Below are 20,670 nucleotides of genomic sequence, written 5' to 3'. Positions count from 1 at the left end.
CGGCAAGAGCGCGGCGACGTGTCGCGCGGCACCCGGCGCCGCGCCTCCAGCGGATGGGCGGCGGCCGGTGGCCCGCCGGGTCAGTCGTCGAGCAGCTCGACGAAGAGGTCGTCGATCTCGTCGGCGTCGGTGATCTCGGCGCTCGCGATCGGGCCCGAGAGCTCGAGCTCGTCCTCCTCGTCGGGCAGCGCGATGCGCGTCGCCTCGGCCTCGGGGCCGCCTGCATTGTGGGCACCGAAGCGGGGTAGCTCGTCGTCGGGCTCTGCGAGCGCGCCGGCGAGCTCGACCGCGTCGTCGTCGCCGTCGTCGAGCAGCGAGGTCAGGTCGGCCTCGGCGTCGTCGCTCGACGGGTCGGCGAAGGCGCCCATGAGCATCGTCGCCTCGGCGGCGCCGCGCGGGGTGCCGGCCGTCGAGCGCGCGGGCGCGGCGGGAGCGACGAAGTCGAGCGGCTCGTCCGACGGCTCGTGGATCGCGATCTCGGTCGCTGCGCCGAGGGCCTCGTCGGGCGGCGCGGCGGGCGACCGGGGGGCGCGCGCGACGGCGCGCGCCGAGCTCGGCTGCGGCTTCGGCGCGAGGATCGGAGCGGGATCGAACGCGAGGTCGCGGCCGGCGTTCTCGACGTCGCCGGCGGCCACCGACTTGTGGCCGGCGAGATAGGCCTCGAAGAGCGCGTTGTCGGCGAGCGCGTTGATGCGGCGCGGACGACCGCCGCCGAGCTTGAACAGGGCCAGGACGGCCTCGTCGTCGAAGATCTCGCTCGTCGCGCCGGCGGCCTCGAGGCGCTGCTCGACGTAGGCGCGGGCCTCGCGCTCCGACAGCGGCTGGAGCGGCACGCGCACGTCGACGCGCTCCCCGAGCGACGGGATGCTCGCGACCATCGCATCGAGCTCCGGGAGACCGACGAGCAGCAGCGAGAGCAGCCGCCGCCCCTCGTACTCGAGATTCAGCAGGCCGCCGATCTCGGCCATCGCCTCGCGTCCGAGCACGTGCGCGTCGTCGAGGATCAGCACGGCGTGGCGGCCGTCCTCGCGCACGATCGCGAGCTGCTCGTAGAGCATGCCGATCAGCGCGGCGCGCTCGGACGGCGGGCTCTCGATGCCGAGCTGCGCGGCGAAGCGCCGGAGCACCGACGTCGCGTCGGCCGTGCCCTGCATCATCACCATCAGCGCCGACTCGAACATCTCCTCCTCGAGGCCCTCGAAGAGGCGGCGCGCGAGCAGGCTCTTGCCGGTGCCACCCTCGCCCGTGAGCACGACGAGCCCCTTGCTCTGTCGCAGCGCGCGATCGATGCGCAGCTGAGCGCGCCGGTGCGTCTCGCTCTCGACGTAGAAGCGCAGGTCGGGCTCGTTCTGGAACGGATCCTGCGCGAGTTCGAAGTGGTAGAGATGCTCCACGGGTCCCTCGATTCGTCGGAGTCGTCGTTCGGCGCACGGGCGACGCGCGCCGCTACACGAACGAGATCTTCTTCTTCGCCTTCTTCTTCGGCGCGGGCTCGACCGCCGGCTCGGGCTCGATCGCAACGTCCTCGTCCGCCGCGTCGACCGGCGCATCGTCCGGCTCGGCGAGCTCGACGTCCGCGTCCGCGAGCACCTGCTCGGCCTCCTCGATCACGTCGTCGAAGCTCTCGAAGCCCGAGGCCGGCGCCTCGGATTCGGCATCGGATGCCGCCTGGGTCGCGGCCTCCTCGGCCTGCGCATCGGCGACGAGATCGTCGAACGTCTCGAACGCCTCGTCGGAGGCCGCGGCCTCCCGCTCGGCGCGCGCGGCGGACGTCTCGTTGATGCGCTCGAGGAGCTCGGCGACCGCGTCGTCGAGCCCGGGGAAGCGCGGGTCGAGCTCGCTCGCGTTCTCGTAGGTGGTGCGCGCGCGGTCGTACTGGCCGCTCTCCATGAAGGCGCGACCGAGGTCGAGGAAGAGGCCCGCGCGGCGCGCGTTCGGCACGTCGGGGCTCGACAGCGCCTGCTCGAGGTGCCCGATCGCGTCGTTCGGGCGGCCGACCTCGAGCTGGCACTGCGCCATCAGCTGGAGGCTGTCGAGCGCGCGGCTCGGACTCGCGACGCACACCTGGAAGGCGGCGATCGCGTCGTCGAGCAGGCCCATCTCCTTGTACGCGATCGCGAGGTCGTAGCGCGTCTCGTAGTCGCCGTCGTCGAGCGTCTGGCTGACGCCGCGCTTGAAGTCCTCGAACAGGCTCGCGAACGCCTCCTCCTCGGTACCTGCGAGCGAGCCGTCGCGACTCGCGTCGTTCGGATCGTCGTCGGCGAGGGCGTCGGTGAGCTCGGCGGCGAGGTCGAACGTGTCGTCCGCGGATGCGGCCGCGGCGAGCGGAGGTGCGGTGGGTTCGGCGGCCGCGACGGGAGCGGGCTCCGGAGCCGCCGCGATCGCGGGCGCCACCGGAACCTCTGTCGCCGGATCGGGTGCGGCCGCCGGCTTCGCGGGCTTGCGGACCGCGTCGAGCGCGGCGGCGAGCTCCGAAGCGTCGAGCGCCGGCTCGGCGCCCGAGGACGCGGCGAGGTCGGGCTCGGTGTCGTCGACACCGCCCTCGTCGGCGTGCTCGAAGTCGTCGAGGTCGACGTCGATCTCGATGCCGTCGGCCTCGTCCGCGGCGACGTCGAGCTCCGAGTGCGTGTCCTCGTCGGCGATGTCGCTCCCGGAGAGCGTCGCGCCGGGGTCCGCCTTCGTCGCAGGCACGCGCGTCGGATCGGCGCCGCGCGACGCGGCGATCTCGCCGATGCGCAGCAGCGCGCTCGGATGATTCGGCGCGATCCGCAGGATGCGCTCGTAGACCTCGCCCGCCTCGTCGTACATGCCCTGCTGGAAGAAGAACTCGGCCTCCTCCAGATCGGCGCGCACCTGCTGGGCGGTCGTGGTGCTGTTGTCGCCGTCGCTCGTCGCGCCGGGCGTCGAGACCTCGTCCGTCGTGTCGTCGTCGAGATCGAGGTCGATCTCGATCTCGTCGGCGAGCGCGGAGTCGCCGACCTCGCTGGCGACCTCCGAGACGTCGGCGTCGGAGAAGAGCGCATCGTCGCGGTCGACGTCGGCGTCGTCGCTCGCGTCGATGGGCGAGAGTGCGTCGGCGGCCGCGGCGTCGAGCTCGGCGATGCGGCTGCGGAGCACGTCGAAGCCTTCGCCGTCGCCTTCCTCGCGCGCGCGCTCGGCGGCCGTCGTCCACATCGCGACGGCGCCGCTCTCGTCGCCCGTCGCGCACAGCGCCTCGCCGAGCTTCTCGAGGGCCGTGCGATGGCCCGGCTCGTCCGCGACGACCGCACGCAGGCTCGCGATCGCCTGGTCGGTCTTGCCGTACCGCAGGTACACGCTCGCCTCGGCGAGCAGCTGCTCGGGGTCGCCCTGCGGAAGCGGCGTGTCGTCGTCGGGAACGAGCGTGTCGGGCTCGGTCTCGTCGGCGAGGATCAGCTCGTCCTCGAGACCGTCGCCGAGCCCGTCGTCGCCGAGATCCGGCGCCGTGGCACCGGCGCCGAGGTCGCCCGGCGCGACGCCGCCGAGATCGTCCTGGGCGCCGAGCTCGAAGACGTCGGTCCCGTCGTCGACGAGCAGCTCGTCGTCGAGCAGCTCGTCGTCCTCGATCAGCGCATCGTCGGTCTCGTCGCGCGCATGGCCGAGGTCGGAGACGTCCGCGCCGAGCCCCGCGGAGCCGACGGACGGGAGGCGCTGCATGATCGTGCGCGCCATGTCGTCGTCGCCGCGATCGCGGTAGAGCTTCGCGAGCCGCCGCGTGACGTCGACGAGGTCTTCCGTGCGCTCGAGCGCCTTGTAGACGTCGCACAGGACCTCGAGCGAGGCCTCGTCGGCAGACGCGTCGACCGCGCGCCGCGCATAGCCTTCGGCGCGCTCGGGCTTGCGCATCGCGATCGCGTTTCGCGCGAGCAGGATCAGCACGTCGGCGCGGCCCGGCTGCACCTCGAGCACGCGCTCGTAGACCTTCTCGCTCTGGCCGGGCTCGCCCTGCCTCGCGAGCTCTTCCGCGACCGCCTCGAACTCCTGCGCGGCGTCGTCGGTGAGCCCCTCGGCCTGGAGGAGCTCCGCCACCTTCAGCCGGCTCGTCGTGTTCGTCGGGTCGAGCTGCGCCATCTTGCGCAGCAGCTCGAGCGCCTCGCGCTTCTTGCCTTCCTTGTGGTAGCCGTCGGCCGCGCTCTGGAGCGCACCGACGGCCTCGGCGTCGAGCCCCATCCGCTGGTAGAGCTCGGACAGCGACACGTACGCGACATAACGTTTGGGATCGAGATTCAGGATCTGCTTGTAGACCGCGACCGCGCGCGCGTCGAAGCCGTCCTGCTGGTACTGGTCGGCGACCTTCGTGTAGTAGCCGATCGCCTCTTCGTTCTCGCCCCAGCGGCGGTGCGCATCCCCGATCTCGAGCCGGAGCTTGGCGTCCCGGGGGTCGAGCTTGAGGAGCGTCTGGTACTCCTTGAGGGCCTTCTGCTTCGCGCCCTTCTGGGCGTACTTGCGCGCGGCCTCCAGGACTTTCCGCTTGTTCACTGCCACGAGGCCCCTCGTCCCCCGCACCGTTCGCCGACCGCAAGAAGGCAGATCGGGTGCAGAACACCCGCTCTCCGCCCTATCGGACGTTGGGACCGGGCCACTTGAGGATGGGGACGGGACGAGGGCGACCGGGTCGGCCCGGCCCGGCCGGACTCAGTCGCGCAGGTGGGCGAGGAGCGCGTCGAGGCCGAGCGCGTAGCTCTGCGCGCCGAAGCCGGAGACGACGCCGATCGCGACGCCCGAGACGTAGGAGTGGTGCCGGAAGGGCTCGCGGGCGAAGACGTTCGAGAGATGGACTTCGACCACGGGCAACGCGACGCTCGCGAGGGCGTCGCGGAGCGCGACGCTCGTGTGCGTGAGGCCTCCGGGGTTGATCAGGATCCCCTGCTCGCGCCCCCGCGCCGCGTGGATCCGGTCGATCAGTGCACCCTCGTGGTTCGACTGGAAGGGCTCGATCGCGGCACCCGCCGCGCGAGCGCGCTCGGACAGGGCGGCGTCGATCTGCGCGAGCGTCGTCGCGCCGTACACGTCGGGCTCGCGCTCGCCCAGCAGGTTCAGGTTGGGACCGTGGAGGACGAGGATGCGCGGCGATGCGGTCACGGTCGCGGCTCCTTCGCGGGCCCGGGTCCCCGGCCGCGCCGGCCTCGGGCCGCGGACCGCGGAGCACGACGCGGCTACAGCTCGTCGCGGATCGGGAGCAGGTGGCGGCGGATCAGATAGCGCGCCTTTCCGAGGTTGCCATCGGGAAGGAGCGCGAGCGCGACGAAGTTCTCCTCGTCGACGCTGTGGATCACGACCGTGAAACGCTGGAGCGCGAAGACGCACTCGCGCGCCGGCCCGCCCGCGAGCGCGTCCGACGCCTTGCGCACCTCCTCGAGGATGCGTCCGAACTCGACGCCCGCGATCGCGATGTCGTCGAGCTCGGCGCGGCCCCCTCCACCCGAGGCCTCGACCTGTGCGATCGGGATGCCGTCCACGCCCATGAGCGCAGCCGCGATCCCGCCGCCGCAACCGTCGACGATCGCCCGGAGCGAGGCCTCGAAGCTCATGCGTGCCCCCTCTGCAGGTTCGCGAGCCAGGACTCGAGCGTCGCGAGGAGCTGCGCGCGCCGCGCCCCGTCCGCAGCGGGAGCGAACCCGCCTTCGGGCTCCGCGGCGTCCGCGCGGAGCGGGGATGCTAGGCCGAGCGCCGAGGCCGCGTCCAGCTCGATGGCGCGGCCGCCGACCGGGCCCTCGGGCGCCCGCTCGGCGAGACGGCTCCGGATGCGCTCGGCCGCCGCCGGGTTGCCCTGCTCGGCGAGCAGCCGCGCCATGGTCGCGGTCGCGAAGCGCGGTGCGACGGCCGCATCGTCGATCTGGAACGGCTCGAGCTCGACGGCCGACAGCGCCTCCACGTCCTCGAGCGGAAAGCCCTCCGGCTCGTCGAGACGCCCCGCGATCATCGCCTCCGCGGCGATCGAGTTGGCGTCCCGCATCTCCTCGCGCACCGAGGCGGCTTCGGCGAACGCCGCCTCCAGCTCGTCCTCACCGACGGCGTCGGCGCCGAGCGCGTGTGCGGCTCCGAACGGAGCGTCCGCCCGCGCCTCCGCGGCCACGGCTTCGATGTCGGGGAGCGACTCGACGTCGGACGCGAGCACCCGCGCGGGCGAGTCCGAAGCGGGAGGCGCGGGCGCGCCACCGGCGTTCGTGATGCCGCCGCCGTAGGTGGCCTCGCCGTCGGCCGGCGTGAACAGCGATTCGGACGCGCCGCCCGCCATGCTTCCCATCGCACGCTCGAGCTCGTAGCGGGCCGCCGCCGTCTCGCCGAGGTCGAGCAGTGCGAGCCCGAGCGCGATGCGGCCGGCGGCGTCGTCCGGGCGCGCGACGAGCCCCGCGACGGCGACACGCCGCGCATCGTCGAGCCTCCCGGCGCGGCGGTAGAGCTCGGCCAGCATCGCGAACTCCGCGCTCGACGGATCGGCCTCGACCCGCCGTTCGATCTCCTCGACGTCCGTTCGGAGTGCCACGGCTCCTCCGCGCGCGGCCCGCATCAGGCCGCGCGCCCGCGCTTGGGATAGATCTCCTGCGGCGTCATCGCCCGCGTCTCCGCGCGGCCGATGCGTCGCAGGACGACGTAGTGGATGCGTCGATCCTGCTTCTTCTTATCGACGCTCAGGGCATCGAGATAAGCGCGCCGTGGAAAGCTCGGGAGCGCCGTCGGGAGCCCCGCGCGCGAGACGAGATCCTCGAGGCGGGTGCGCGTGCCCTCCGGCGCGAGGCCGAGCTCCTCGGAGCGGCGTGCCGCGTAGACCATCCCCATCGCGACCGCCTCGCCGTGGAGCACGCGGCGATAGCGATAGTGCTTCTCCACCGCGTGGGCGAGCGTGTGCCCGAAGTTCAGCAGCATCCGCAACCCGCCCTCGCGCTCGTCGCGCGAGACGATGCGGGCCTTGATGCGGCACGCCCGATCGATCGCCGGGACGAGGGCGCCGGGGTCGAGCGCCAACGCATGGCCGACCCTCCGTTCGAGCTCGGCGAAGAAGCGGGCGTCCCAGATCGCCCCGGCCTTGATGATCTCCGCCATCCCCGCCGCGCGCTCGCGCGAGGGCAGCGAGGCGAGCGTCGCGGGATCGATCCACACGAGACGCGGCTGGTGGAACGCGCCGACGAGGTTCTTCCCCTGCTTCAGGTTGACCGCGACCTTGCCGCCGACGCTGGCGTCGACCATCGCCAGCAGCGTCGTCGGCACCTGGACGAAGGGGATGCCGCGCAGGTAGGTGGCCGCGACGTAGCCCGTGAGATCGCCCACCATGCCCCCGCCCAGGGCGACCAGCGCCGAGCTGCGGTCGAGCCCGGCCGCGAGGAGCGCGCCGTACAGGCGCTCCGCCTGGCGGAGGTTCTTCGTCGCGTCGCCGTCGGGCAGGTCGAAGCGATCGACCGCGAGGCCGGCCGCGCGCAGCGAGCGCGTGAGCGCGGGCGCGTAGCGGCGCCCGACCTCGGGCACCGTGAGGATCGCGACGCGCTTCGCGCCGGTCGCTGCCGCGATGGCGTCGCCCGCTCGCGCGAGGCTGCCCGCCTCGATGTGGATCCAGTAGCTGCGGTCGCCGAGCGCGACGCGGATGCGCCGCTCGCCCGTAGAGCCCGCCGTGCTCCGCGCGTCCGCCGCGGTGCGGCGGCCCCCCCTGCCCTTCGAGCTCACCCGTCCTCCCAGTCCGGCAGCGCGCGCAGGCGCGCGGCGATGCGCGCGGCGACCTGCGGTGCATCTCCGTTCGCACCGGGGCCATCGACGTCGACGACCACGCGGGCGGTAGCGTAGGCCGGCTCGCGCGCCGCGAGCAGCGCCTCGATGCGCGCGAGCCGCTCCGGCGCCGAGAGGCTCGCGAGCAGCGGACGATCCGCGGCGTCGCCGACGCGCGCGCACAGCGTGCGCGGCGTCGCGCGGAGATAGACCACGACGCCGCGCTCCGCGAGCCACGCGGGCGCGCCGTCCTGCGCGATCGCACCGCCGCCGAGCGCCACCACCGCAGCGCGGCTCGCCGCGTCGGCCATCGCCGCGCGCTCGCGCGCGCGGAACGCCGCCTCCCCTTCGTGCTCGAAGATCGCGGAGATCGACCGGCCGGCGCTCGCGACGATCGCCTCGTCGGTGTCGACGAAGGCGCGCCCGAGGGCGCGCGCGAGCACCGGACCCACCGTCGACTTGCCCGCGCCCATCATCCCGACGAGCCACACCGCGCCCGAGGCGACAGATCCTCCTCGCGCGCGCTCCCCCTCCAGCTCGGACATGGGCGCAGTATAGGTGCGACGTGCGAACGCGGAACGACCCGCGACGGACGCGGCGCACCGAACGAGGAGGCGGGGAAGGGCCATGAGCCCTTCCCCGCCTCGGGTTCGCCTCTGGGAAGGCGGGAACCGGTGGAGGCGCTCGCCTCCGGAGATCGGCCGTGCGCTAGCTCGCCATCTCGGGCTGCACGACGATGCGCGGCGTCACGAAGATCAGGAGCTCCTGGCGCGAGTCGTCGACCTCCTTGCTCTTGAACGCCGTCCCGAAGATCGGGATGCGGTGGAGGTACGGAACCCGCGTCTGCCGCAGCGCCTTGTCGATCGTGTAGATGCCGCCCATCACGAGCGTCTGGCCGTCCTTCACGAGCGTCTCGGTCTTCGCCTGGTTCTTGGCGATGGCCGGCGAGCCCGTCGGCGTCGGGACGGTCGCGTCCGGCGCGTCGCGCGTCACCTCGATCTTCATGATGATGCTCTTGTTCGAGGTGATGTGCGGCGTGACCTTGAGCGACAGCACGGCGTCGATGAACTCGAGCTTCGCGTCGCCGTTCTCGAAGGTCTGGAACGGAATCGACACGCCCTGCTCGACCTCGGCCTCGGTGTTGTCGAGCGTGACGACACGCGGGCTCGACACCACCTTGCCGTTGCCCGACTCCTCGGCGGCCTGCAGCTGGACGTCCAGGTTGAACTGCTCGTCCAGGATGAAGGCCGAGAGGTTGAGCAGGCCGGTCGGCGTCGCCGTGATGTTGTTCAGGAAGCTCACGTTGTTCGAGTTCGAGAGCGACCGGAAGTTCGACGGCGCCCAGCGGAAGTCCTTGCTCCCGAGAGTCGCGTCGATCGGGCTCGACGAGTCGAAGGGATCCGTGAGCTGGTTGCGGCCGACCGACCAGACCGAGCCGAGCTCCCGCGAGAACTCGAGCTTCGCCTCGACGATCTTGGCCTCGATCATCACCTGCGGCGTCTCGGTGTCGACCGCGCCCACGAGCGCGGTCGCTTCGTCCACCACCGAGGCGATGTCCTTCACGATCAGCGTGCTCGTGCGCTCGTCGAGGTTGACGCTGCCGCGCGACGTCAGCAGGCGCTTCACGAGCCCCTGCATCGACTTCACGTCCCCGTAGTTCACGGGGATCAGCTTCACGACCAGGTCCTCGAGCTTCTCCTTGGCGCGTCGCTCCTGCAGGCGCACCTCCTCCTCCTGCGCGAGCACGTCCGCCGGAGCGATCCGGAGCACGTTGCCCACGCGGACGAAGCCCAGGCCCTTCGTCAGGAGGATCACGTCGAGCGCCTGGTCCCACGGGACGTCGACCAGGCGGATGCTGACGTTGCCCTGCACCTCGTCACCCGAGATGATGTTGAGGTCGCTCACCTCGGCGATCAGGCGCAGCACGTCCGCGATCGCGACATCCTTGAAGTCGAGCGAGATGCGGCGGCCGCGATACTGCTTGCCGTCGATCAGCCCGCCCTCCTGGAGGACCTCGATCGCCGCCGGCGGCTCGAGCGACGCGGGAGGCGAGCTCGCGCTCGAGACCGCCGCGAGCGGAAGCTCCTCGGCGACCGCGACCACGGGCGTCGCGACCGCGACGTCCTCGATCATCGGCAGATCGTCCTCGACGACGCTCGGCGACGTCGGCATCTGCGGCTCGGTCGGATCGAGCGACGCGTCGGCCTCGAGCTCGTCGGCAGCGGCGACCTCGAGATCGTCGCTCTCCGTCGCGCGCGCGACCGCCGCCGGCGGTGCCATCGCGGGAGCGGGGAACTCGACCAGCACGTTCGAGCCCATCGAAGCGATGGTGGGCACCAGGTTGGCCGTCCGCTTCACGACGATGCGAACCTCGGCCGGCTCGACGTCGGGCTGCTGGAAGACCGAGATGAGCGAGAGCGGGCTGCCCTCGCGCGGCGCGATGCGCCCCTCGGCCTCCTTCGAGATCACCGCGTGCGGGAGTCGGATCACGACCGTCTCGGCGTCGGGTGCCACCCAGTCGTGATCGATCGCGCCGCTCGCGACGATCGCGATGCGCTCGACCTGGTTCGCGGCGTCGGACTCGTACTCGACGCCGAAGACCGTCACGACCTCGGCCTGCGTCGCCGTCGGCTCGTCCGTTGCGGAGGACGACTCGTCGTCGCGAACCGACTCGATCGCGAAGCCGGGCTCCTCGTCGAGCTCGGCCGCCGGGCTCGCCGGCGCCGACTCCGTCTCCATCGCGACCTCGGTCGGCGCGGATGCCGCCCACTTGGATTCGCTCGCCGCGAGAGCCGCTGCGAGGGCGCCCTCGAGCGCCTCACCCTCGCCGACGCTCACGAAGAGCCCGTCCGGCGCGGGCGCGAGGTGCTTCGCCTGGAAGCCCATCGCATCGCTGCCGCCGTCCATGACGACGCGGACCTTGTCCGCATGGGCGCCGACACGGACGCTCGAGACCACCGAGGAGTCGCTCTGCACACGGCCCTGCTTGACCGTCGAGGCGAGACCCGGCAGGTCGACGACCAGTCGGTCGGGGCTCTCGAGCACGAACGTCTGCATCTCGCCGATCGCACCGTCGGCGACGAGGTGTACGACGACACCCCCGACGACGGCCTCGACCCGCACGTCCGAGAGCGCAGAGGCCGCCGGCGGGGCGGCCGCCGACGCCGGTTCGAACGCCGCGTCCATCGGCGCCGCGTCCTCTCCCCAGACGTCGCTGCTCTCGTCCGCGTCCGCCTCCGAAGCCTCGGCGGTGTGCTCGCCGTCGCTCGCGAAGATGCGGACCGCGACGCCGTCCTCCGTGACCTCGACGTCGTGCGCCGCCTCGCGTGCGAGTGCGATCTCGACCCGCGTCGCGGTCGCGCCGCCGTCGTCCACGAAGCTCGACGCCGACACCTGGTCGACGAGCCCGTCGTACACGGCGACCGGCGACATCGCGTTCGCCATCGGAACGTCGCCGAGCTCGACCGAGAGGGACCACGGATCGCTGTGCTCGCCGACCACGACGTCGGCATCGCGGACGCCGACGAACGTGACCAGCGTCGACTCGCCATCGCTCGTCACGCTCAGCGACGACAACCGATCCGCGCCCGTCGCTGCCGCGCCCTCCGGAGCCTGCGAGGTCGCGCAGGCCATCAGACCCGCGACGACGCCGACAGCGGCGAGCAGCACCCACTTCTTCATCCCGTTCTCCCGAGCGAACATTGCGCTCACCCCCCCTGCTGACTCGTGCGAATCCGGAGCTCGACGTCCTTCGTACTCTCGTTGCCCGCGTAGTCGACGTACGTCTCCTTCACGAGCACGAGGTTGTCTCCGATGTGGATCACTCGGCCCTCGTTCTTGCCCATCCGGCTGCCCACCCTCACGGTGTACGTCGTGCCGGACGGGTCGGTGACCAGCGCTCGCGCGGTGTCGCCGCGCCAGACGAGGGCCACCACCTCGAGCTGCTCGAGCTCGAACTGCTCGAGCGGGCCACCGCCCTTCCTCTCGTCGGCGGTCGTGTCGATCCGGAACGGCTGGAACGGGTCGCGTCGTCCCTCGGCGGAGTACGTGTAGTTCTCGCCCACCGACGCGAAGCTCCCGATCTGGCTCTCCTGTGGCGGCGCCGCCTCGGGCGCCGCCTTGGCCGCCTGCTTCTCGCGCGTCTCGCTCTTCTTGACCTGCGCCGCGACGCGCGCTCGCTCGGCCTCGTAGTCCGCCGTCGTCGGACCGCCGACCTCGTCGCCGCCGCACCCGGCCAGCGCCCAGAGCGCCAGAAGGAGCGCGATCCCCACTGCCTTCGTCTTCACGCTCGCCCCCTCCTACGCGCGTCCGCCGCGCGCCGGCGGCGTGCTCGCCGCGGTGTCGCTGGCGGGCTCTTCGTCGTCCGCGAGGAACCGGAAGGTCGTCGCGGTGCCGTTCACGGTCAGGATCGAGTTGGAGCCGTCGCGCCCCGCCTTGATCTCGAGCGCACCGATGTTCACGATGCGCGACAGCTTCGAGAGCCGCTCGAAGAACTTCGCGATGTCGTGGTAGGTGCCGTCGAAGTTGATCTTGAAGGGCACCTCCGCGTAGAAGTCGTGCTCGAGCTCCTTCTCGCGGTTGATGCCCTTGAGGTCGATCCCGACCTTCTTGCCGGCCGTGCTGATGTCGCGCAGCAGGTCCTCGAACTGCTTGCGGTTCGGCAGCTGCTTGAGCGCCACCTCGAGATCGCGCTCGAGGTCCGCGACCTCCTGCTCGAACTCGCCGAGGTTGCTCGCGACGACGCGGACCTTGTTGAGCTTGCGCTGGAGCTCCTGGGCCTCTGCTTCGAGGCGCGTCACCTGCCCGCGCGACTCCTGGTACGACATCATGTAGTACCCGGCTGCCACCGCGACGAGCAGCACGCCGATGGCTCCGAGGCGCGCGCTTCGCGGAACCTTCGACAGCTTCTCGAGCTGCTCGTCGACGTCGAATCCGAGTTCAAGTGCCATGGGTCAGGCCGCCTCTCCGCTCGCGCTCGTCACCGCGGGCTGATCGGGGTTCACCATCTCGGCCGTGACCGTGAACTTCACGACCTTCACGCCACCCTCCACGCCGGCGCCTCGCGACGTCGACTCGAGATCGACGTTCTGGAAGTACCGGGACTCGTTCAGGCCGCGCAGGAAGTCCGCGACCACGCCGGTGTCCAGGCTCTCGCCGTCGACGGTCACCTTGTTGCCGCTCGTCTTGAGGCTCGTGAGCCAGAGTCGCTCGGGCGTGCGGAGGGACAGCTCGTCCATCAGCCGCAGCGGGCCGCTGCGCGCCGCGTCGAGGCTCCGGATGACGTCGAGCTTCACCTGCAGGCGCTGCTTCTTCGTCTTGAAGTCGGCGACCTGCTGCTCCTGGGGCTTGTACTGCTCGATGTTCGACTTGAGCTGGCGGACCGACGCCTCGGCGGCGGTCATGTCGTGCGCGATGTCGCGTTCGGCGAACCAGATGCCGCCGCCCACGACCACGAGGCCGAAGACGAGCGCCGCCACGGTCTCGCGCAGGTCGGCGACCCGCCGGGCCTCGCGATGCGGAAGGAGATTGATCTCGATCATCAGAATTCCGCCTTTCGCGTCGCCAGGCCGACGCTCACGCCGAGAGAGGGACCGATCTCGCTCAGGTAGTCGGGGTCGAAGCCCTTGCTCCCGACCATCCGCGCGAGCGGGTTCATGACCTCGACGGTCAGGCCGGTGCGCTCGGCGAAGGCGGTGTCGAAGCCCGCCATCCGCGAGCCGCCGCCCGAGAGCAGGACCTTCGAGATGCGGGCGTCGGAGCTCGTCGCCATGAAGAAGTCGAGCGATCGCGCGATCTCGCCCACGACGGTGTCGGTGACCGATCGAATCGCCTGCTCGACCTCCTGGGGCACGACCTCCTGGTCGCCGTCGCGGCTCGAGCCGCCCATCTTGATGCGCTCGGCCTCATCGAAGCTGATCGAGAGCGCCTTCTGGATCTCTTCCGTGTAGTGGTTGCCGCCGGTGTTGATGTCGCGCGTGAAGGCCGGCACCCCGTCCTGCACCACGCTGATGTTCACGACCTGCGCCCCCACGTTCACGAGCGCCACGGTCTGGTCGGCCTCGACCTCGTAGTTGGCCTCGAAGGCGTTCTCGACCGCGAAGGCCGCCACGTCCACGCACGTGGGGACGAGACCGGCCTCGGAGATGACCTGCACGTAGTCGTCGATCAGGTCGCGCTTCGCGGCGACGAGCAGCACGTCCATCTGCCCCTCGCCGTCGCTCGTGTCGAGGATCTGGAAGTCGAGGTTCACCTCGTTCACGTCGAACGGGATGTACTGCTCGGCCTCCCACTGGATCTGGTCTTCGAGCTCCTCTCGCGTCATGGCGGGGAGACTCACCTTCTTGACGATCACCGAATGTCCGGCGACGGCGGCCGCGACCTCCTTGGTCTTGATCCGGCCGTTCTCGATCGCCTCCTTGATGGCGTCGACGATCGCGCTCGAGTTGAGGAAGACGCCCTGGACGATCGCCTCCGGCGGCAGCGGCGCGATGCCGAGGCTGCGGAGTTCGAAGCCCTTGCCCTTCCCCTTCAGCGCGAGCTCGACGGCCTTGACCGACGAGGATCCGATGTCGAGTCCGACGAGGGACTTCTTCGCGAAACCAGGCAGAGACAGGTGCATGGATCTCTCCGTTCGGAGCCGCCGCTCCGCGCCCGTTAGGCGTTGTCCGTGCTCAGCGCGAGGCGTCGCGAGGTCACGCCGACCTCGTCGTCCTCGCCGAACACGAGCTCCTTGTCCGAGACCTTGAGGCCGAGCGCGAGCAGGACCTTGCGCTTCGTATCGAGCCGACACGGACGTCCGGCCTCGAGACGGTCGATGGTGAGCGTCGAGAGCCCGGCCTTCCGGGCGAGCTCGGCCTTGCTCATCATCAGCCGCTCGCGATATCGCTGGACGTTGTTGGTCGGCACCAGCCCCCCCTCCGCGGAACGCGGCGACCTCCACGCGCACGCGCGTACGTCGATTGCGGGTATCGGCCCCGAGATTCAGGGACTTGAGGGACCTACTCACCTCCTCTTGGTGTCGCGAGTCACACCCAACTCGACGGCAGGAGGGACGCATCGGCATGCGGACGGCCGGGTCTCGACCGCCCGACCGAACACGCTCACGGAAGCCGGCCGTGCGGCCGAGAACGCGCGCGCGCTCCATTCTTCTCCCCCGAGCGCGGCGCGGAGCCCGGAATGCCCCAGACGCTGCTCGTGATCGACCCAGACCCGGCGCTGCTGCGGGAGCTGGAGTCGGCGCTCGCCGGCGAGGGCGACGGCGACCTCCGCTTCGTCCGCGCGGACGACGCCGCCGAGGCGCTGCCCCGGCTCGACGAAGGCTGGGTCGACGTCGTGCTGTGCGACCCGCGGCTCCCGGGACTCGACGGCTACGACATCGTCCCGCAGATCCGCCGCCGTCTTCCGCGTGCGACCGTCGTCCTCACGGACGTCGGCGACCCCGAGGAGCTGGCGCGGGGGGCTCTCGCGCGCGGGGTACGAGAGGTCCTGCCCCGTCCGATCGCCCCGGCCGCAGCGCTCCTCGTCCTGCAGCGCGCCCGCGAGGCGCAGCACCGCTTCCGCTCGCTCGGGCTCCTGCATCGCGAGCTCCGCCGCGCGCTCGGAGACCGACCGGTGGTCGCGGCATCGACCTCGATGATCGCCGTGCTCGAGGCCGTCGAGCGCGTCGCCGGCCGCGTCGACGACGTGCTCGTGCGCGGGGAGCCCGGGACGGGCAAGGAGTCGATCGCACGCGCGATCCACGCCCAGTCGATTCGACACGAAGGGCCGTTCGTGGCGCTCGCGTGCGAAGGCGCCGGCGCCGAGCATCTCGAGAGCGAGCTCTTCGGACGCGCGCGCAGCGGCGACGCCGACTCCGCACCCGCGCGACGCGGGCTGCTCGTCGAGGCACGAGGCGGAACGCTCTTCCTCGACGAGATCGGGGCCCTCCCCCAAACCCTCCAGGTGCGCCTCGTGCACGCGCTCGATGCGGGCGCGAGCCGCGCGGGGGATGCACCGACCGGCGGGGCGCCCGACCTGCGCGTCGTCGCCTCGACCCAGCGAGATCTCGACCGCGAGGCGAAGGCCGGGCGCTTCGAGAGCACCCTGCTCGCGCGCTTCGAGGAAGGACGCATCGAAGTGCCGCCCCTGCGCGAGCGTCGGGCCGACATTCCCCTGCTCGCCGATCACATCCTCGCGCGCCTCGCGGCCCAGCACGGGCGCGGCGTGCGCGCCATCGCCGACGACGCCCTCGCCTGCCTCTCGCGCCATGCATGGCCGGGCAACGTGCGCGAGCTCGAGAACACGCTCGAACGCGCACTCCTGGTCGGAGACGGAGCGCGCATCGAGGTCGGCGACCTGCCCGACGTGATCCAGCGCGCCGACGGCGGAGAGCTCGACGTCTGGGAGCTGCGCGCCGCGCGCCGCGCCGCAGAGACGGCGGCGATCCGACGCGCCCTGCGCGCGACGGGCGGGAATCGGACGCACGCCGCGCGCCGGCTCCGGATCAGCCAGCGCGCCCTGCTCTACAAGCTCAAGGAGTACGGGATCCGCGACTGAGCACTCAGCCCGCGTCGTCCTCGTCGGCCCGCCCGGTGTCCATCCCGAGCTTGTCCAGCCGATAGCGGAGCGAGCGGAACGAGACGCCGAGCAGGCGCGCGGCGCGCTTCTTCACGCCGCCCGTCATGCGCAGCGCCTCGCCGATCAGCGAGCGCTCGTAGTCCGCGATCAAGCGATCGAGGTCGACGCCCGCGTTCGGGATCGACGGTGCGCCCTCCGGGTCGGCCGGACGCAGCAGCGTCGGTGGCATCTCCGCGAGACCGATGGCCCCCCCTCGCGACAGCGCGACCGCCCGTTCGATCACGTTCTCGAGCTCGCGCACGTTGCCCGGATACGCGTACTCGGTGAGCAGCTCCATCGCGTCGGCGTCGACGTCCCCCACCTCCTTCCCGAGCTCCTGCGAAAAGCGCTCGAGGAACCGGTGGACGAGCAGCGGAACGTCGCCGCGCCTCTCGCGGAGCGGGGGCAGCGCGATCTGGATGACGTTGAGGCGGTAGTAGAGGTCTTCCCGGAAGCGACCCGCCGCGACCTCTTCCTCGAGCCGGCGATTCGTCGCCGAGATGATCCTCGCGTCCACGCGCCGATCGCTCGTCCCGCCGACGCGTCGGATCGTCTTCTCCTGGATCGCGCGCAGGAGCTTGACCTGCAACGGCTGCGACAGCTCGCCCACCTCGTCGAGGAACAGCGTTCCCCCGTCGGCGGTCTCGAAGAGGCCTTCCTTGTTCTGCACGGCGCCGGTGAACGCGCCCTTCATGTGCCCGAAGAGCTCGCTCTCGAGCAGGTTCTCGGGGATCGCGCCGCAGTTCACGGCGACGAACGGGGCGTCGGCGCGGCCGCTCTGCTCGTGGATGGCGCGCGCCACGAGCTCCTTGCCCGTCCCGCTCTCGCCGCTCACGAGCACGTTGGTCTTCGTTCCGGCGACCTGCGCGATCATCTCGAAGACGCGCTGCATCTCGGCGCTGTTGCCGACGATGCGGCGCTGGCGCGCCTGCGTGCGGAGCTCGGTGCGGAGCCGGCGATTCTCGGAAGTGAGGCGCCGCTTCTCGAGCGCGTTTCCGACGACGACGCCGAGCTCGTCGACCTTGAACGGCTTCGTGATGTAGTCGTATGCACCGTCCTTCATCGCGGCGATCGCGGAATCCGTCGTCGCGAAGGCGGTGATCATGATGACGGGCGTCTCGGGGCAGGACGCCTGGACGTGGCGGAGGACGTCGAGACCGGAGCCGTCGGCCATCTGCATGTCGGACACCACGACGTCGACGTCGTCCGCCTCGAGGAGCGCGCGCGCCTGCTCGACACCCGCGGCCGTCGACACGACGTGGCCCGCGCGCCGGAAGAAGATCTCGAGGAACTCGCGAAGGCTCTGCTCGTCGTCGACGACCAGGATGTGCGCAGCGTCGTTCATGCCCTGCCTTCGCCCGTCGTCTCGTCGCGGCCACGCGCCTCGACGGAGGGAAGTCGAACGACGAAGCGCGCGCCGCGCCCCGTCTTCCTCGCCACTTCGATCTCGCCGCCGTGCGCCTCGACGATCCGATGGACCATCGCGAGCCCGAGGCCCGTGCCGCTGCGCTTCGTCGTGAAGAACGGCTCGAAGAGCCGCCCCACGGCCGCGGCGTCGATCCCGGCCCCCTCGTCGTCCACGACGATCTCGACCCCCGCGAGCGTCGCGGCCTCCCCACTTCGGCCCTCGCTCCTCGCCCCTTGAGGCGCCGGCTCCGCGCGCCGGATCGCCAGCCGCAGCACCCCCGGCTCGCTCATCGCCTCGAGACCGTTGCGGCACAGGTTCCAGAGCACCTGTCGGATCTGATCGGCGTCGCCGAGCGCGACCGCGTCGCTCTCGCATCGCAGCTCGATCGAGACGTGCGCGGGGCACGTCGTCGACAGCATCTCCACCACGTCCGCGCACACCGCGGCGAGGTCGATGCGCTCGCGCCGCACGGGTCGCGGCCGCGCGTAGTCGAGGAAGTCGGTGATCAGTGCGTTCAGGCGATCGGCTTCGCGCACGACGATGTCCATCAGTCGCGACGGGTCGGGCGCGTCCGGGTCCGCGAGATCCTTGCGGAGGATCTGGACCGAACCCGAGATCGCGGCGAGCGGGTTGCGCACCTCGTGCGCGATCTTCGCGGCCATCTCGCCGACGGCGGCCAGCCGCTCGCTCCGCGTCAGCTTCCGCTCCATCTCGACCACGTCGGTGACGTCCTGGAAGATGACGACGTGACCGACCGCCGCGCCGTCCGTGTCGCGGAGCGCCGACGCGGCGAGACCGAGGAAGCGCACGCGCCCGTCGGTCGGCCGGAGCTCGAGACGCGCGCGTCGCACCCGCTCGCCCTGCTCGGGCGTTCCCGACCGCACCACCTCCCACGCGCCGCCGATGACGTCGTCGACGCGAACCCCGACCACGTCGGCGCTGCGCATGCCCGTGATCCGCTCCGCCTCCGGATTGAAGGAGCCGATGCGGCCGCTCGGATCCGTCGTCAGCAGGCCGCTGTTGAGGCTCTCCACGATCCTCGCGTTGAGGTCGCGAAGGCGGCGGAGGTCGTGCGCGCTCTTGTCGAGCGCCGCGCCGGTGCGGCGCAGCTCGCTCGTGAGCGTGCTCGCGAGGGCCGCCACCAGGAACAGGGCGCCCACGTGGACGCCCCAGGTCGCTGCCGCGACCGCGACGTGGGCCGGCCGCGCACCGACACCGTGGCCGAGCTGCTCCAGCACGAGCACCGCTCCGTACGCCACGGCGCTCGCCGTCGCGGCCGCGACCGCGCGCCGGCGCTCGAAGAGCACGGCACCATAGGCCGTGACCGCGACGTACAGGAAGCTGAACACGGACTGGTGCCCACCGGAGAAGTGGACGAGCGAGGTCACGATCCCGACGTCCGCCGCGATCTGGAACGTCGCGAAGTTCGCGGCGCTCCGCGCGCGGTCGAACGCGAGGCCGGAGAGCGCCGTCGCGAGGAACGCGAAGGCGAGCGTCCAGTAGAGGCCGCTCCGCTCGGTCTCGGACAGCGTCGGGCCGACGCCGATGCCGTCGAGCAGCAGGAGGATCCCGAAGCTCAGCAGCGAGAGCGCGAGCCGCGCCACCATGAGCGCGACGAGGCGCCGTTCCGTCGCGACGGAGAGCGGGAGCTCGCCGCCCGGCGCCTCGACGGCTTCGTCACGTCCCATGGGCGCGCGGTCGCGCCTACATCACGGCTTCGGCGATCTTGAAGATCGGCAGGTACATCGCGATCAGGATGCCGCCGATCGCGCCGCCGAGGAAGACGATCATGATCGGCTCGAGCAGCGACGTCAGTGCGGCGACCGCGTTGTCGACCTCGTCGTCGTAGAAGTCGGCGATCTTCGAGAGCATCGTCTCCATCGAGCCCGTCTCTTCGCCGACCGCGATCATCTGCACGACCATGCCGGGGAAGACCTTGGATTCCTGCAGAGGCTCGGTGAGCGTCTTGCCCTCGGAGATCGACGACCGCGTCATCTGGATCTCCTCCTCGATCACCATGTTGCCCGCGGTGCGAGCCACGATGTCGAGGCCTTCGAGGATCGGAACACCGCTCGCGATCATCGTTCCGAGCGTCCGCGTGAAGCGCGCCACGGCCACCTTCTTCAGGAGCGGCCCGAACACCGGCGACATCAGGAACAGCTTGTCCGTCCGGTAGCGGAACTGCGCGTTGCGCTTGCGTGCCTGGAAGAAGGCGAAGAAGCCGCCGCCCGCGAGCATGAAGCAGTACCCGATGTACGCCTGCATCCAATTGCTCAGGTCGATCACCATCTGGGTGGGCGCCGGGAGCTCGCCGCCGAAGTCGACGAACATCTTCTCGAAGACGGGGATCACCTTCACCAGGAGCACGGTGATGACGCCGATGGCGATCACCATGACCGTCGACGGATACACCATCGCGCCGCGGACCTGGGCCGCGAGCTTGTCCGCCTTCTCGAGGTACGCCGCCAGGCGGTTGAGGATCGTGTCCAGGATGCCGCCGACCTCACCGGCCGCGACGAGGTTCACGAACAGGTCCGAGAAGACGCGCGGGTGCTTGCCGAGCGCGTCCGCGAACGTCGACCCCTGCTCGACGTCGCTGCGAATCTCGCGAACGACCTTCTTGAACGTCGCGTTCTCCATCTGGTCGCCGAGGATCGTGAGGCACTGCACCAGCGGGAGACCCGCGTCGATCATGACCGCGAACTGACGCGTGAAGACGACCAGATCCTTCGTCTTCACGCGCGGCTTCAGGAACGGGAACAGGTCCTCGAGATCCTTCGGCTTCTCCTTGACCTTGCCCGGCACGATGCCCTGCGAACGCAGCTGCGCCATCACGGCGGCTTCGTTCACGGCCTCGAGCACGCCCTTCTTCTGCGCGCCCTGGCGGGTGCGTCCCGTCCACGTGTAGACCGGCATCGTCGTTCCTCCGCCGCGCGTCGGCGCGGCCTCCC

General features: G+C 71.2%; 17 protein-coding genes. 1 reads left to right on the top strand and 16 read right to left on the bottom strand.

Going from position 1 to position 20,670, the window contains the following annotated elements; translation table 11 throughout:
• Positions 1-80: 80 nt before the first annotated feature.
• From R3E88_09960 to R3E88_09900, 13 genes are all read right to left on the bottom strand, one after another.
• Positions 81-1,394 (bottom strand): AAA family ATPase, encoded by a 1,314-nt coding sequence (locus tag R3E88_09960; protein MEZ4216788.1) that lies wholly within the window; start codon positions 1,392-1,394, stop codon positions 81-83.
• A 52-nt stretch (positions 1,395-1,446) separates the two neighbouring features.
• Complete coding sequence (locus R3E88_09955; protein MEZ4216787.1) at positions 1,447-4,497, bottom strand: tetratricopeptide repeat protein; 3,051 nt, start codon at positions 4,495-4,497, stop codon at positions 1,447-1,449.
• Positions 4,498-4,653: 156 nt separating this feature from the next.
• Complete coding sequence (gene aroQ / locus R3E88_09950; GenBank protein MEZ4216786.1) at positions 4,654-5,100, bottom strand: type II 3-dehydroquinate dehydratase; 447 nt, start codon at positions 5,098-5,100, stop codon at positions 4,654-4,656.
• Positions 5,101-5,174: 74 nt separating this feature from the next.
• Positions 5,175-5,549 carry a hypothetical protein gene (locus tag R3E88_09945; protein ID MEZ4216785.1) on the bottom strand — a complete coding sequence of 125 codons (375 nt, stop codon included), beginning with the start codon at positions 5,547-5,549 and terminating at the stop codon, positions 5,175-5,177.
• Positions 5,546-6,505 (bottom strand): hypothetical protein, encoded by a 960-nt coding sequence (locus R3E88_09940; protein ID MEZ4216784.1) that lies wholly within the window; start codon positions 6,503-6,505, stop codon positions 5,546-5,548. The genes R3E88_09945 and R3E88_09940 overlap by 4 nt, the downstream gene beginning before the upstream one ends.
• A gap of 23 nt (positions 6,506-6,528) precedes the next feature.
• The gene (gene aroB, locus R3E88_09935; GenBank protein MEZ4216783.1) at positions 6,529-7,677 is read right to left on the bottom strand and encodes a 3-dehydroquinate synthase; all 1,149 of its coding nucleotides are present in this window, start codon (positions 7,675-7,677) and stop codon (positions 6,529-6,531) included.
• Entirely contained in the window at positions 7,674-8,261 is a 588-nt protein-coding gene (locus R3E88_09930) for a shikimate kinase (protein MEZ4216782.1), read from the bottom strand. Before R3E88_09930 ends, aroB begins: the two co-directional genes overlap by 4 nt.
• A gap of 163 nt (positions 8,262-8,424) precedes the next feature.
• Positions 8,425-11,397: a type IV pilus secretin PilQ gene (pilQ, locus tag R3E88_09925; protein ID MEZ4216781.1), complete on the bottom strand. Its 2,973-nt coding sequence runs from the start codon at positions 11,395-11,397 to the stop codon at positions 8,425-8,427.
• A gap of 26 nt (positions 11,398-11,423) precedes the next feature.
• Positions 11,424-12,002, bottom strand: a complete 579-nt coding sequence (locus tag R3E88_09920; protein ID MEZ4216780.1) for a pilus assembly protein PilP — start codon at positions 12,000-12,002, stop codon at positions 11,424-11,426.
• Between the two features lie 12 nt (positions 12,003-12,014).
• Positions 12,015-12,665, bottom strand: coding sequence for a type 4a pilus biogenesis protein PilO (gene pilO, locus R3E88_09915; GenBank protein ID MEZ4216779.1), 651 nt, complete (start codon positions 12,663-12,665; stop codon positions 12,015-12,017).
• Positions 12,666-12,668: 3 nt separating this feature from the next.
• Entirely contained in the window at positions 12,669-13,256 is a 588-nt protein-coding gene (locus R3E88_09910; protein MEZ4216778.1) for a PilN domain-containing protein, read from the bottom strand.
• Positions 13,256-14,335 carry a type IV pilus assembly protein PilM gene (pilM, locus tag R3E88_09905; protein ID MEZ4216777.1) on the bottom strand — a complete coding sequence of 360 codons (1,080 nt, stop codon included), beginning with the start codon at positions 14,333-14,335 and terminating at the stop codon, positions 13,256-13,258. The genes R3E88_09910 and pilM overlap by 1 nt, the downstream gene beginning before the upstream one ends.
• Before the next feature lie 35 nt (positions 14,336-14,370).
• Positions 14,371-14,622 carry a helix-turn-helix domain-containing protein gene (locus R3E88_09900; GenBank protein MEZ4216776.1) on the bottom strand — a complete coding sequence of 84 codons (252 nt, stop codon included), beginning with the start codon at positions 14,620-14,622 and terminating at the stop codon, positions 14,371-14,373.
• A 270-nt stretch (positions 14,623-14,892) separates the two neighbouring features.
• Between R3E88_09900 and R3E88_09895 the strand changes: the two genes are divergently transcribed.
• On the top strand, positions 14,893-16,251 hold the full coding sequence (locus R3E88_09895; protein ID MEZ4216775.1) for a sigma-54 dependent transcriptional regulator: 1,359 nt from the start codon (positions 14,893-14,895) through the stop codon (positions 16,249-16,251).
• A gap of 4 nt (positions 16,252-16,255) precedes the next feature.
• Here the strand turns inward: R3E88_09895 and R3E88_09890 are convergent, their stop codons facing one another.
• From R3E88_09890 to R3E88_09880, 3 genes are read right to left on the bottom strand one after another with little or no spacing between them, the layout of a single operon-like run.
• Positions 16,256-17,656: a sigma-54 dependent transcriptional regulator gene (locus R3E88_09890; protein MEZ4216774.1), complete on the bottom strand. Its 1,401-nt coding sequence runs from the start codon at positions 17,654-17,656 to the stop codon at positions 16,256-16,258.
• Positions 17,653-19,407, bottom strand: coding sequence for an ATP-binding protein (locus R3E88_09885; protein MEZ4216773.1), 1,755 nt, complete (start codon positions 19,405-19,407; stop codon positions 17,653-17,655). The genes R3E88_09890 and R3E88_09885 overlap by 4 nt, the downstream gene beginning before the upstream one ends.
• A 16-nt stretch (positions 19,408-19,423) precedes the next feature.
• Positions 19,424-20,635, bottom strand: coding sequence for a type II secretion system F family protein (locus tag R3E88_09880; protein MEZ4216772.1), 1,212 nt, complete (start codon positions 20,633-20,635; stop codon positions 19,424-19,426).
• Positions 20,636-20,670 lie beyond the last annotated feature (35 nt).

The sequence above is a fragment of the Myxococcota bacterium genome (genome assembly GCA_041389495.1).
Classification (GTDB): Bacteria; Myxococcota_A; UBA9160; order UBA9160; family UBA4427; genus JAWKRT01.
This window is presented reverse-complemented; position numbering and strand designations above follow the sequence as displayed.

What these genes read in the sequence shown, in the direction of transcription:
- R3E88_09890 (MEZ4216774.1), bottom strand. Translation starts at nt 17,656, where the DNA reads ATGAACGACGCTGCGCACATCCTGGTCGTCGACGACGAGCAGAGCCTT.
- R3E88_09945 (MEZ4216785.1), bottom strand. Translation starts at nt 5,549, where the DNA reads ATGAGCTTCGAGGCCTCGCTCCGGGCGATCGTCGACGGTTGCGGCGGC.
- pilQ (MEZ4216781.1), bottom strand. Translation starts at nt 11,397, where the DNA reads ATGAAGAAGTGGGTGCTGCTCGCCGCTGTCGGCGTCGTCGCGGGTCTG.
- R3E88_09910 (MEZ4216778.1), bottom strand. Translation starts at nt 13,256, where the DNA reads ATGATCGAGATCAATCTCCTTCCGCATCGCGAGGCCCGGCGGGTCGCC.
- R3E88_09930 (MEZ4216782.1), bottom strand. Translation starts at nt 8,261, where the DNA reads ATGTCCGAGCTGGAGGGGGAGCGCGCGCGAGGAGGATCTGTCGCCTCG.
- R3E88_09885 (MEZ4216773.1), bottom strand. Translation starts at nt 19,407, where the DNA reads ATGGGACGTGACGAAGCCGTCGAGGCGCCGGGCGGCGAGCTCCCGCTC.
- pilM (MEZ4216777.1), bottom strand. Translation starts at nt 14,335, where the DNA reads ATGCACCTGTCTCTGCCTGGTTTCGCGAAGAAGTCCCTCGTCGGACTC.
- pilO (MEZ4216779.1), bottom strand. Translation starts at nt 12,665, where the DNA reads ATGGCACTTGAACTCGGATTCGACGTCGACGAGCAGCTCGAGAAGCTG.
- R3E88_09880 (MEZ4216772.1), bottom strand. Translation starts at nt 20,635, where the DNA reads ATGCCGGTCTACACGTGGACGGGACGCACCCGCCAGGGCGCGCAGAAG.
- R3E88_09895 (MEZ4216775.1), top strand. Translation starts at nt 14,893, where the DNA reads ATGCCCCAGACGCTGCTCGTGATCGACCCAGACCCGGCGCTGCTGCGG.